Here is a 12926-nt window from a genome sequence, read left to right as displayed (position 1 = left end):
GTAAAAAATTCTGGGTCTCCTGGTTGGGATTGACTCAGAATTTTTATTTGATCAAATCGTTAACTAATGGTTTGAAAAGCTTGGAATAAAATATACAAGCTAGCTGCAATTAAAATGAACGCACTCACACCGACATATAATTTAACTAAGGGACCTGGACTAGCATCTTTAATGACTAGACTTATCAACACCTCCGAGATAGATTCGATGTTGAATAGTAACAATAATCCAATCACTGACATGATGATAAAGAGTGCAAGTCCCCATCTTGTTGCCGACCAGATAGTTTGATTTCGGTCTTTAATTTCAGACTGGGCTTGTCGAATTAATAAGGTTAAGTTAGCAGGGCTTATCGCATCATCTCCGCCCTCTGATAAGGTGTAAGAAGTAGTACCGTCCTGATTACGCATTTCTTTATAATTGTAGTCGCTAGTTCCAATGCGAATCTGTTGGTTAGCAAGATTCACTCGTGCACCTTGGACTTTTAAGTATTCATCATTTATCGCGTTGGCAGTGAGATGTTCTGCATTAAACTTAGATATTTCCATGAGTTGCTGTTCAGATAAGTTCGTAAAGTACGGTCCTGTGGTAGTCGTTGGGTTCAAGGACGAGATTTTATCAAGAAATCGACTAGGAGGAACGTTGGCATATACAATCATATTATCGGAGAGTTTGCTATGAACAGGACGATTGGTTTGATTTTTCGCAAACCCGACAAAAATTACTGACAGTACAGCAACAACCAATAAACTGAAAGTCAGTTTTCTATTCATTTGTATCGCCTCCTAAGCTGTAAATTGTTTGCCCATTTTGTTTAATTGTTATCGGAATCAACATGAGGTTTTTTCTGTCTATTAATTGTATTCCCAAATTATAGGCTTGAATCTCAACAGGCTCATCGATATTAAAATCAAGGTCACCTATATAGACTTGATATTGAAAATCGTCGTCGCTCTTTGGCTCGAGGATCATCCAATTATCAGGAGAGTCCAATAAAATGTCTCCTGAAATTTCTAACACCTCTTTGTGGTGAGGGAGGGCATTAAGTACTTGAATAACCTCATCTTCATAATGTTTTTTTAAGTTAGCATTACTACCAAAAACTTCGCCAATATTTGAATGATCATAGTTAGTTTGGGCAAAGATTTTCTCAACGGGGTTGATTTGAGGGACTGTTGCTTCATGCATCGTCTCGGATGGTATCAAGACTTGGCTGGCTTGGTTGTCAGGTACACTTAAGATATAGTCTAGCTGAACATCCTCTAGTTTGTATCGGATGCGTCGTGACATACTTATGGTATTATCAGTGAAACCTTCGCGTCTAATAATGATATCACCAAGTTCTGTATTACCTTCTTCGGTATAGTTGTCAAAGGCAGAATTAATCTCTTCCTCAGTTAAATGAGGGTTCAGTAGCTTAGCGAATAGGTGGAAGTAAGATTTAATCATTGGGAGTTGATTCGCTTTAATATCCGGATTATCTTCTTCATAATCGTGCGTAAACCGTAGCTCAATGGTTTGGTATGATGAAGTTTCTCCACAGAATAGATAGAACTCATTCAACCTTCCTAATTCAGCCAATTCAGTCGGATAAAAGTAAACGGTACTTCCCCAAGCACTCAGGTGGTTTTCCGTCAAATCAAAGCCAAAAGTTTGTTGAAGCTCATATAACAAGTTATTGATATACATGCGGTCGAGATAGACCATTGCATCTGAATTGGAATGTTCGTAAATACTAGGAAATTCTTTAGTTGCATCATAAAATGAACCAGATAAATTAGTTAACTCTTCATCCTCAAAGGTAGTCAGTGGGAAATTGAATCGTATCTCAATTTGGTTAACATGTTTGTTGGGATTAGACGAATCATTCAATCCATAGCTGTGAAATTCATGACCATTTATTGTAGCTTCGTGATTCTCATCCAATTGGGCTTGCCATTGGTTATAGAAACTTTGTAAATCTGCTGAATTCATATTAGGTTCAATTAATTGTATTAATGTCAAAAAGGTATTAAAATCAATGACTTTATTGGAGGATAGTCGTTGATAGATATACAGTTCATCTCCCTGCATGCCATCCCATACAGTAATCGATAGATTAGCATCATTCTTAGTAGGAATCATTACAGTAGAACCCGCAGAATGAGCATGAAATTCGGATAGAAATTCCTCATTCGAAGTAATATTGAAGGTTGCTTTAATCTCTTCAATGATTCGGTTAGTTAAGCCACTATGAGAATAAGGTCTAGCATTGTAAGAGGGATCGGCATCAAAAATTGATGACATCGTTTGTGCCTGTACACACAATGGACTTATCAAGCTCAACAAGATTAGGCAACTGATTATCTTTTTCACCGCTATCATCCTTTCATTTTAATTTATCTATAGAATTATCATATACTAAAAGAAATCGTTTTTCTGATTTTACACTTTTAAAAAATTGACTTTGTTGACTTGTTTTAAACGGTTTTTAATTTTGTAGAGAGTGAGCAAAACCTTTTTAAATTCTGTTCAGGCGTATCTATTTAATTCAAAGCGCAGTGGTTGAGTGGTCTCAATCTGCGTCTTAACGTGGTTTGGCAATAAATGCATGGGTATTAATGATATAATCACTGTCTTTAATCGGCTTGAATTCTAATTCACTGACTTTCAACTCATTCAAATCGTCTAAGGCTTTGAGTTCCACCGATGGATTTAACTCAACTTTGGCGGTCAGTTTATACCATTCATTCCCATTATGGAAGGCCCAAGATACATCTGTAAAAGAGATTCTATAGGAATAATGAAGGTGTCTCATAGGACCAAAAGCATCAATTAATTCTATTAACTGTATGATCGGAGGATAATCCTCATCTTTACTTAACAAATCATTGAACTTATTAAAACTCTCTTGAATGTCGTCAAACTGATAGCTAGATGGGCCCAATTCTCGTCCCAAATGTCGTTCCATATAACGTAATTGTACGCCATCAAAGGTCTCCCAGAAAATGAATCCCAAGTAGTTAATAGGGGAAGAGTCAGTTTCTCCGGTATCAAAATAATGAATAAATTTATCTCTAGCTATAGGGAAATTCCAGCCATTTTGCTGAATCTTTCGACTAGGTGGAAGTTGATTAACATATTGAGGGTAGTCTTCGATGAATAACCCTTCTGAGCTTTTGTCAGATTGGTAGAAAGTATCCACAAGCGATAGGAATAAGGTATCTAATTCTTCTTTGTCATAAGCCTCACCAGAAACATCTTCCATAACATATTCAATAATTGCCTCATCCTTTTCGTGAAAGCTTAGAGTATCATGGCCAATATCATATTGATAGACCCTATCAGCAGAGGGCATGTTATCGAAAGAAATAATCTGGTCCGCTTCACCAAAAAGAGCTTGAATATGTGAAGTATTGATTTCTGTTACTGTGTCTTCTTTTTTGTCCGGAGGGGTCGCATCGTCAAAGTAATTATCCAATACTAGCAGACGCTCTCTCAACTCGACTTCAGAAGACACAGTTTGACCATCATAATGTTCAATCGCTTTCAAAAAATTAGTGTTCGCAATAGCGTCAGGGTCATGGTTGCCTACATCGATAAAAAACTTCAACGGCCCAAGAAATATATATATTACAAAAGCAATAAACGTTAGCATAACTAGCCAAAAGAAATACTTCATGAGTTAAACCTCCTTGTATGCTTAATACTCACTTCCATTATAACCTTCAATCGTATTGTCAAGAAATAATATACTCATAATAAATCCTGAGCATATCAGTATCTAAAAAAGGCAGACCCATCATGACCTGCCAAAATTTATTTAATTTAATTATTCTTCAGTGTTTTCGCTTTCTGATTCAGATTCTGAGCTAGTTTGACTATTAGAAGAGTTTATTGTTTCTTCTTCATCCGTTTCGGCATCAGATTCTGAGCTAATTTGACTATTAGAAGAGTTTATTGTTTCTTCTTCATCTGTTTCTGAATCAGATTCTAAAGTAGTTAATTCATCTTCAGTAACCCATTTATGTGTTGATCACTAATTCTGAACTTTCAGTATTAACATACTCCATTATACAAGCTATCCATCATTCCAAAGAGGTCTAGTTCCCTTAACACTTTCTTTAATGGATTGGCAATCTTTATGAACTGCTTTAATATAAATCGATTCAGCTACAGACATCTTTCATTTTATCTAAGATGGCTTCAAGCCGCTTTTTATTGTGACCAACGATGGCTACTTTAGCTCTTTTTTTAGCGTATATTAGGGAGGTTATTTCACCAATACCGGAAGTTCCAGCATAAATTAATGTAACTTTGTTATCGAGTTTATCGATGTAAAACATACTTTCTAATAATGACTATCTTTTGAAAATACAATCTTAATTAGTCTTATTTTTGGTGTAATTTGACGTGCAATTGTTTTACGCGTTCAGCTAATTCCGGAGCAGGTCCGTCAACGTTCGCATCAAGGATGACATCTTCAATCGCTAAGTTTTTAACTGGTGAAGGCTCAACACCTAGTTCTTTCTGCCAAGCTTGTAATTGATCTGAAGAACTCGCATAGACAATACGTCCTAAGCCCACCCAAGCATGCGCGGCTGAACACATGGGGCAATGTTCTCCAGAAGTGTAAACAGTCGCCTCGGCACGCTCTTCAGGAGATAAATTCTCAGCTGCCCAGCGTGCGATAGCGAATTCTGGGTGTTGGGTCGAATCTCCACCAGACACATGGTTATAATCTTCAAAAAGAATTTCTCCCTCTTTAGATACAAGAACCGAACCAAAAGGCTCATCACCTTCGTTCAGTGCCGTCTCTGCTAAGGCAACACAACGCTCTAAGTACTCTAAATCTTTTTCACTTATCATGTTAAATCACTCCTTTTCTCTCATTCTATCAGAGTTTGTAATTATGTCACTGAAATTGCTGAAGGCCGGTGCAATTATGGATTTTAAGAGTTTGGGCAAAACTTTTTAAATTCTGTTCAGGCATATCGATTTAATTCAAAGCGCAGTGGTTGAGTGACCTCAAACGACGTCTTAATGAGGTTAGGCATAAATTTGATAGATTCAATCAAGTTATTGCTCGTTAAATAAAAGCGTAGTGGTTGAGTGGTCTCAAACGGCGTCTTAATGAGGTTAGGCATCAATTTGATAAATTCAATCAAGTTTATTGCTCGGTAATTAAAAGCGCAGTGGTTGAGTGGCCCAACCTGCGTCTTAATTTAGCTGAGATTAATCTTGAAAAGTCCAGTCAAATTAATGCTTATTCATTTATAGCGCAGTGGTTGAGTGACCTCAACCTGCGTCTTTCGACTTGTTTGAGGCCTACTCAACTGTGCGGGGGTAGACCAACGAAGCGAAAATTATTCGAATTTCTACTTCTGTTCTACTCCCAACTGTGCGGGGGTGGAACAGACGAAGCGAAAATTATTCGATTTTCTACTTCTGGTCTACTCCCGTATTCTATGTAATTAAAATGTATGTGCTTTATACTGTGTTTTAAAATAGGTTTCCGAGTCATGAGAAGGAAGGATTTTTAGTTATGGAGGAGCTAACAGGAGAGTCAATCGATGAATCGTTAGTCTTTTTGGAGTGATAGATAAGGAGAAAAATTTCCGTCGCATTGTTGAATGACGTAAATTCAACTGCCATAACTGCCATAATTGTCATAGGCAAGCAATCACGCCGCATACTTCCCGACCTAATTTCAGTTTATTACGAACATCCTTACTAAATTAATTCAAAACGATAAATTAAACCTTTATATTAGAAATATTTCAGGTATAATTACTAAAAAATACAATCCTTTAACGACCGTCCTGTGAGGCGGGGAAGGTATGTAATGAAAAGTGGCCGTTTCAGGACCTCTTCTTTCCGCATGCCCGCGTTGAAGGAGAGGTCTTCTTTGTATAGGAGGAGAAAAATGAAAAAACGGTTATGAATGAGAGGGAGATTAACTGAGTCAATTACCATACAGTCCGTGGGATGTGTGTGCTGACTTTAGTTGATAGACAAATCGTTTGGAATTCACTCACAGTTTAATTATTAGGAGGTAGACTATGAATCGATTGCAAGTAAAATTACCAGGTGTCGTTTTAAAAAATCCTGTTATGCCAGCTTCAGGCTGTTTTGGCTATGGTGAATCTTTCGCTAAACATTATGACTTAGGTGTGTTAGGCGCAATTGTGATTAAGAGTACAACGCTTGAAGAACGATTAGGGAACCCAGCACCACAATATGTGCACCGTGATGACGCTGTGTTAAACTCTGTTGGCTTGAAAAATCCGGGGATTAAGACCGTCCTTTCTGAGAAATTACCATTCTTAGCGAATTATGATGTTCCTGTAATTGCCAGCGTGGCGGGGTCCAAAGAAGAAAATTATATCGAGATGTGTCAACGAATCTCTCAAGCTGAGAATGTCCGTGCGATTGAACTTAATGTTTCTTGTCCAAATGTTAAAGAAGGAGGAATTTCTTTTGGCACGGATCCACAAGTAGTTAAACAATTAACCCAACAATGTAAAACAGTGACTCATCTACCCATCTATGTTAAGTTGACGCCTAATGTGACGGATATTGTTAGCATTGCAAAAGCAGCAGAAGAGGGTGGAGCTGACGCAATTACAATGATTAATACAATAACGGGTATGGCCTTTAATTTAGAAAGTAGACAGCCCATTTTAGGAGGGGTGACAGGTGGGTTATCTGGAACTTCTTTAAAACACATTGCCTTAAGGATGATTTATCAAGTTGCTGGAGCAGTTAAGATACCGATTATTGGAGTAGGTGGCATTAAGACCGTAGATGATGTTCTAGAAATGTATATGGCCGGCGCATCTGCTGTTCAAATCGGGACAGAAAATTATAATCAACCGATGATTTGCCCAACAATTATTAGCCAACTCCCTCAGCGAATGGATGAATTAGGCATTGAAAGCTTAGAGACTCTAATACACGAAGTGTCCGTCGCTCGATTTCACGACGGCCGGTAACAGGCTTAAGTGTCCGTGGTGCAGTTGAACGACAAAAATTCAACTACCATAACTGTCCGTGATGAGCAATCACGCGGGAATTATAACAGACTAAATTTCAGTTTATAGTGAACATGCTTAGTAAGTTAATTGAAAAAACTATCTATATATAATTAAGTGGGAGTGGGCAAGAAGTTGAAAATTAAATAATTTCGCTTCGTCGGCCCACTCCCCAAAATTTCTGTGCCCCACATCATTTGACAAAGAACTTTAAAAATAAAGATCCCATTGACTGCCTTAACAATCAATGGGACCTTAATCACGTGATTTTACCCAAAACCTTAATAATCTGCCGATTATCCTCAATCACTTAACGCGTGATTACGATCTTAACTACTCTTCTATATAAGTCTCATAGTGGTTCATCAAGATTCCGATGAAGGGTCTTTACTTAGTGAACGAAGATGTTGCACTAACCCCTCTCTCTATAAACAACTCAACTAAGTCACACGGTCTTCATTATTAAATAACTTATAATTCCTAATTTATATCATTAAACGATTAAAGATGCAGGAGTTAGTCAAACGTTAAAAAAATTTATTAATAACCTGATGTTTTTACGCGTAAGAGAGGTTGGAATGAACGTGTTAGGAAAATTAATACAATAATACAGCAAAGTGTTTCAGATAGAAACGCTCCCCCATTGACTAGGAATGAGTATACATATGGACTTTGTCCTTCAGGTGCATAAGACCCCCAGAATGATACCCCCGCAATAAAGTGGACGATATAACGAGCTAATGATCCCACTATTGTCGCCATGGAAGCTATCCCCCATTGTTTCACACGATTTGTTGGTTCTTCTTTTAATATTTTTTGCATATAAGGTGCAAAGAAACCAGCGAAACCAATGACTGCAAAAGCGACAAAATATTCAACTACAAATTGTACTAACGTTAATACATACGCATTACCGGTAATGTATTGGAGTAATCCCCATAAAAATCCACCCAAGCAACCTGCCAATGTACCACGACGTAAGGAAAGAATAATAATTGGAATCATCTTGACAGAAACCTTAAAACTCCATGATGGCGAAGGAATCATCAAATCAATAAGTAATGCTAAAGCGGCACAGATAGTAATCTCAATCAACGTTTGTGTCTTAATTTTTGACATAAAAAAACTCCTTTTCTTAACCAACACAAAAAAGGAGTTAAACATCTTGACGCAAGCATTACCTTGATCCAATAAAGGGTATAATCTCAGCCAATATGGCACCCCTTGTTTATGTTGAAATCTATATTTTAATAATGATTCTAACAAAAATAATGAAAAAAGTAAAATTAAAGTTACAAACCAATTACTTTCAACTTTTTATAATTTGGAAGGTTGCAATAGTCATAAAAATTCCTAACAACATTGCAAATGCTAATAGGACTTATTTTCCAAAAGGTAATAGCAGGGAGTGGGCAAGAAAATTAACGACGTTATAAATGGTTTAGATGGCCCGATTTAATTTTTTAGCGATATCCGTTACATTTTTACCGCTATCGTAATAATTTTCTATCCAAATCAATTTTTTCATGGTAAAATGTGTATAAGCCATTTGTGTGTACTCCTTCCTTAGCATGTGATCGTATGTTTAGGATACCATACAAATGGCCTATTTATTTTTCTAGCTTAATTTTACTATTCAAGTATAATAAAAATTTTGATAATATAGACGGAGAAGGAAACGTATATTACTTTAGATAGTAAAAATTGTAAAACGAGATGTCGTGAATGGCATTTTTCTTAATACATCATGTTTTGTATAGCGATTTGCTTGTAAATAGTATAGTGGTTTTTATAAAATAAGAGCTAGGAACTGATTAAACTGATGAAATTTTATAGCCAACATGATGGTGATGTTTAATTATAAAATGGTTTGGCTATCGGAGTCTTTCCTGCTAGCAAAATATCAAAAAAATCATTTGGAGTAGATTGGATAGAGGTTGAGAGATAGCTTGAATTGATTTTAAGGGTTAGAGCATGATGACCAAGTTTATTTTGGTAAAGTTTTGCGATTAATCATTGAAACTCCTTATTCCAAAGATTAACGTTATGACTTCCCGTCTTCACGGCATACAACGAATCAGAGTTTCTCTTGGAGAGGACGAGGCATGGGTTGTTCACCCATATACCCAGAAGGTAAGTAGGTAGCACTTGAATTTAAGGATAGGAAAGGAATGATATTGATGTCACGAGAAACAGAAAATATTTTTAGACAGTTAGAAGTTTTTCTAGACCAACATTTGGATGAATATGAAAATATTGATGAGGCGATTAATGATTATGTCGCTCGTTTTAATGATGGGGTGATTGACGAACTAGAAGATGATACTAGCAGAGCGTTGGAGTTGTTGGATGAAGCAATGGAAAGCGATGATGCTGATGAGCGCTTAGCATTATTAGAAGAGGCCAATCAATTGGAACCAGACAACTTAGATATTTATTGTGCTTTATGTCTTGAACGTTATGATGATATAAGAATCATTACATCTATTGAAGAAAAGACAAAAGAATACTTGAAAACACATCGTCGATTTATCAAAGAAGCTTCTTATGCGGGAGTTGAAAATCGTCCTTATTTTCGTGCCCGCAGATTATTGTTAGATTTTTATAAGGAGCAATTGCTTTTGGGAAAGGCTGAAGACACAGCGAGGGAAATCTTACGATATAATCCGAATGATAATTTGGGTGTTCGTTATAGTTTAATGGCGATTTATGTTCTATCTTTCCAACCTTCAAAAGCGCGGCTCTTTTTCAAAAAAGATTCCATGTATCAAAAGGACGATCAAATGTTATTTTTCTTGGCAGTCAGCTTGATTCTTGAAGGAGACCTTAATTATGCCGAACGGATTATTCAGAAGTTATGGGAGATTAATCCTACAATCACTCAATTTTTCGTAACGGAAAAATTTAACAGTTTCCAGGTTTATGAATCGTTGCCGTTTGAATCTTATCAGTTCAATTCAGAAAGCTCACTTGCGATTGCTTTTAATGAGGTATTGAGTTTATTTCAGCATTCCGTATTTTTATATCGGACTTTCCAAGAAACACTAGAAAAAATTAATCCGGAATATTATGAACAATATTATGCTGAAAAATCAAATGGGATCGCCTTATACAGAGAATCTTATAAATTAGCCGGGACTGGAATCTTTACGAATATTGATAGCAGATATGTTCGTTCGCTATTATCAGAGGGGTTGCGGACATTAGAGGACTTCCAAACTATAACTGAACATGAAGTCTTAGCGATTGAGGGAATCGGAAAAACAACAGTGAAGAAACTAAGAGACAATGGCGTTACTTTTAAAGGAGAATAGAAAATAATGATAAGCTCGTTTGCCGGTGGGTAGACGGGTTATTTTGTTGTCATGAAAGTTCTAAAATTAAATTAGCCACTTAAATTGTGTATCCTCCCCATTTTTATGATTGAAAATAAAGCTGCTAGTTGCGGTTGGGAGGGGAACTATTTTATGGCTTTCAATACAACAGTAGCACTTTACTTAATGGGAGAATCGGGTAAGCTAAATGACTCGACCGAAAATTTAAGCGTAGTGCAAAAAGGTCGGGGAGTGACCCCGCACCCGATTCGACGATTCAGTCAAGTGCTACGGTATAGAAAAAAGTATAGAAAAAAACATCTCAAAACGTTATTATTGTAGTAACCAAACCAAAATAAAGGACGTTTTAAGATGTATCATCATTATAATTCATTTTCAGCAGAAAGCAAGACCCGAAATAAACATTTAACCTTGGACGATCGTCATAATATTGAGCGTTGGCACCGTAGTGGTAAGTCTAATCGTGAAATTGCCCGTCTTCTAGATAAAGCCCCTCAAACGATTCATAATGAAATCAAAAGAGGGTTTGTGCTGCAACAAGTGAGAAAAGGTCGCTTCAAAAAGATTTATTCTGCTGAGTATGCCCATTCTCAGTATTTAAATCAGCGCGATAAGTGTGGCCGTAAAGTGTCACTTGATAACGAAACCAAAGAAACACTCGTTCATTTTCTGACCGAAATGAAATATTCACCAGAAATGATCGTTCATTCTAATCTTGTCAACGTTCCTGTTTCAACGATTTACTATTGGATTCATAACGGACATTTAGGCTTAACATCGAATGACTTACTTTATCCGCGTAAATCAAAGAAAAAACGTAAGAATACTAGCTCGCAATTTAGAGTGAAAGGTCAATCTATAGAAATGCGTCCGGAAGTCATTAATCAGCGTGGTGAGTACGGTCATTATGAAATTGATACCGTGATTCTAACGCGCAAGACCAATAAATGTTTACTCGTATTAACCGATCGTCGCACACGCCATCAAATTATTCGACTGATTCCAAATAAACAGGCGGCATCCGTCAATAATGCTTTATTAGATATACTCAATGAGTATGCGATTAAATCAATTACTGCGGATAATGGTGTTGAATTTTTTAGACTGCATGAAGTCTTTCCTTATGAGCATATTTATTATGCCCATCCTTATTGTTCCTATGAACGGGGAACAAACGAAAACCACAATCGACTAATAAGGCGGTTTTTACCTAAAGGAACAACAGATGTAACGGAATTAGAAGTAAAGAAAATCGAAAACTGGATTAATCATTATCCGAAAAGAATGTTCAACTACAAATCACCATTTGAGATGATGAACGCTGGCTAATTTAAACTTGAAATTTGCCTTATTTTGTTGTCATTAAAAATGACCTAGTAGTTACTAGAGAATGTAAGCAATTCACTGAAACGAGAAAAATTGCGGTGGTTCAAAATACTTTAACTCTTAAAATTACGTACGGTTCGAAAAAGTTTTTAAACTGGCATAGAGATGATAAAATAAAGGTGAATAGTATTTCGATATGGGCATAAAACAAGATAGGGAATGAAAGCGAAGGAGATTAGAGGAAAAGGGAGAGTCTATTTATTTAATAAAATAATCGTGATGGTCTGGACTTGCGTAAAATGTAAAAATCAAGGAGCGAAAAAATGAATAGAAAATTAATGGTCGGAATAGTGATAGGACTTATGACGCTGTTGACTTCTTGTCAGACTATTGAAAAAGCAGTAGAAGAAACATTCGCTACGAAGCCCCAAAAGCTAAATGTAGAGGAAACAGAGGACAAAAATTTTTTTGAAAAACTTAAGGATATCTTCTTTGATGAAAGTAATGACCCCGTATTTATATTAGACATTATTAGCGATGCAGAAGATAAAATAGGTTTTGAATTTACTATTGAACTCAATTCATATTTTCATAGATATCTTTCGGAGCATGGAATTCAACGTTATCTATCAGAAGAAGAAGTCATCGAAATAGTTAAAAAATTTGACGAGAATAACTTAATATTAAATCCTGATAAACGAGATGAAGTGATGGATGAGTTATTTGATTTAGTAGGTACGAGAGATTTCTATATTTATGAGGCTCGATTTAGACTTCATGATAGTAGTATCTATATATACATTGTGAATCCTGACAACCCTAAATATGTAGATTTATATTATTATAACTTAGGAATTGGCTCATGGACGGTCTCACCAGAAAAATTGAGTGCAGATGTTAATCCTATGGAAGGAGCGATTTTGTTATCAGATATTGATTTTGATAATTATAACAAGATTAGGAATGTCGGCATTGAAATCTTGAAAGAAATAGGAGATTACAGAGAGTTCAATACGATGAATAGAGAACTTGGAATTAGCATGATCAGTACACATTGGCGTGGCGAGGATTTAGTTTTTAAAGCTGAAGTGAAGGGTGTTAGAGAAGACTACGATTTAACATTTGATGCAAAAGGTAATCTAATCGAGAAAGAGAGGGTATAATGCGTTGTTCATCATTATAATCTTGTTTTTTATGTACGTTTTTCCTATGTTTTTTCTTAGCTTACCCATTATTCGGACAACACCTTATG

The 12926-nt window shown here is 36.3% G+C and carries 10 protein-coding genes, 1 pseudogene and 1 riboswitch; of the genes and pseudogenes, 5 read left to right on the top strand and 6 right to left on the bottom strand.

Annotated elements, in window-relative coordinates; translation table 11 throughout:
- Positions 1-59: 59 nt before the first annotated feature.
- From CYJ72_RS05310 to CYJ72_RS05295, 4 genes are all read right to left on the bottom strand, one after another.
- The gene (locus CYJ72_RS05310; RefSeq protein ID WP_101813748.1) at positions 60-773 is read right to left on the bottom strand and encodes a hypothetical protein; all 714 of its coding nucleotides are present in this window, start codon (positions 771-773) and stop codon (positions 60-62) included.
- Entirely contained in the window at positions 766-2286 is a 1521-nt protein-coding gene (locus tag CYJ72_RS05305; RefSeq protein WP_284630836.1) for a hypothetical protein, read from the bottom strand. The genes CYJ72_RS05310 and CYJ72_RS05305 overlap by 8 nt, the downstream gene beginning before the upstream one ends.
- A gap of 280 nt (positions 2287-2566) precedes the next feature.
- Positions 2567-3661, bottom strand: a complete 1095-nt coding sequence (locus CYJ72_RS05300) for a hypothetical protein (protein ID WP_066126669.1) — start codon at positions 3659-3661, stop codon at positions 2567-2569.
- Positions 3662-4371: 710 nt separating this feature from the next.
- Entirely contained in the window at positions 4372-4848 is a 477-nt protein-coding gene (locus CYJ72_RS05295) for a nucleoside deaminase (protein ID WP_284630835.1), read from the bottom strand.
- Positions 4849-6041: 1193 nt separating this feature from the next.
- Between CYJ72_RS05295 and CYJ72_RS05290 the strand changes: the two genes are divergently transcribed.
- Positions 6042-6974 carry a dihydroorotate dehydrogenase gene (locus CYJ72_RS05290; RefSeq protein ID WP_284630834.1) on the top strand — a complete coding sequence of 311 codons (933 nt, stop codon included), beginning with the start codon at positions 6042-6044 and terminating at the stop codon, positions 6972-6974.
- A 579-nt stretch (positions 6975-7553) separates the two neighbouring features.
- Here the strand turns inward: CYJ72_RS05290 and thiT are convergent.
- Positions 7554-8132, bottom strand: a complete 579-nt coding sequence (gene thiT / locus CYJ72_RS05285) for an energy-coupled thiamine transporter ThiT (protein ID WP_066127106.1) — start codon at positions 8130-8132, stop codon at positions 7554-7556.
- Between the two features lie 27 nt (positions 8133-8159).
- Positions 8160-8248: riboswitch (TPP riboswitch) on the bottom strand.
- Between the two features lie 209 nt (positions 8249-8457).
- Positions 8458-8562, bottom strand: a pseudogene (locus tag CYJ72_RS11660) (IS30 family transposase); the annotation flags it as partial.
- A 631-nt stretch (positions 8563-9193) separates the two neighbouring features.
- Here CYJ72_RS11660 and CYJ72_RS05280 point away from each other — a divergent pair.
- From CYJ72_RS05280 to CYJ72_RS05265, 4 genes are all read left to right on the top strand, one after another.
- Complete coding sequence (locus CYJ72_RS05280; protein WP_066126900.1) at positions 9194-10327, top strand: helix-hairpin-helix domain-containing protein; 1134 nt, start codon at positions 9194-9196, stop codon at positions 10325-10327.
- 153 nt (positions 10328-10480) lie between these two features.
- Positions 10481-10669 (top strand): hypothetical protein, encoded by a 189-nt coding sequence (locus tag CYJ72_RS05275; RefSeq protein ID WP_284630833.1) that lies wholly within the window; start codon positions 10481-10483, stop codon positions 10667-10669.
- Positions 10670-10699: 30 nt separating this feature from the next.
- On the top strand, positions 10700-11677 hold the full coding sequence (locus tag CYJ72_RS05270; RefSeq protein WP_284628878.1) for an IS30 family transposase: 978 nt from the start codon (positions 10700-10702) through the stop codon (positions 11675-11677).
- A 320-nt stretch (positions 11678-11997) separates the two neighbouring features.
- Positions 11998-12837 (top strand): hypothetical protein, encoded by an 840-nt coding sequence (locus CYJ72_RS05265; protein WP_284630832.1) that lies wholly within the window; start codon positions 11998-12000, stop codon positions 12835-12837.
- The last annotated feature ends 89 nt before the right edge of the window (positions 12838-12926 follow it).

Source organism: Globicatella sanguinis (assembly GCF_002847845.2).
GTDB lineage: Bacteria > Bacillota > Bacilli > Lactobacillales > Aerococcaceae > Globicatella > Globicatella sanguinis.
The sequence above is the reverse complement of the archived record's forward strand: the minus strand, read 5'-3'. Positions and strand labels throughout refer to the sequence as shown.